The sequence below is a fragment of the Dolichospermum circinale AWQC131C genome (genome assembly GCF_000426905.1).
Lineage (GTDB): Bacteria > Cyanobacteriota > Cyanobacteriia > Cyanobacteriales > Nostocaceae > Dolichospermum > Dolichospermum circinale.
On sequence record NZ_KE384638.1, the window covers coordinates 1 to 303 of the forward strand.

Annotated in this window: 1 pseudogene; it reads left to right on the forward strand. The window is 37.3% G+C overall.

Going from position 1 to position 303, the window contains the following annotated elements:
• Nucleotides 1–180, forward strand: a pseudogene (locus ACIR131C_RS23230) (RNA-guided endonuclease IscB); the annotation flags it as partial.
• Nucleotides 181–303: the final 123 nt, after the last annotated feature.

The window sequence follows — 303 nt, forward strand, 5'->3', positions numbered from 1 at the left end:
GGCGATATTGCTAAAGCGGTTGTCACCACTGGTAAAAAGATTGGTACTTATGTAGGAAAAGTTGCTATTCGTTCAACTGGTAGTTTCAATATTTCTACTAAAAATGGATTGATTCAAGGAATATCACATAAGTTTTGTAAACGCATTCACGCAAAGGATGGTTATTCGTATGCAGTATAAAAGATTTGTTAATTACTCAACTGTCCTTCTCGCTATTTGTGCTAACGCACAAAATTACTCAAGGGACGTTTCACAATTAACCCTCCATTCCTCCCATCACCAAACTGAGTACAGTTTTGGTGG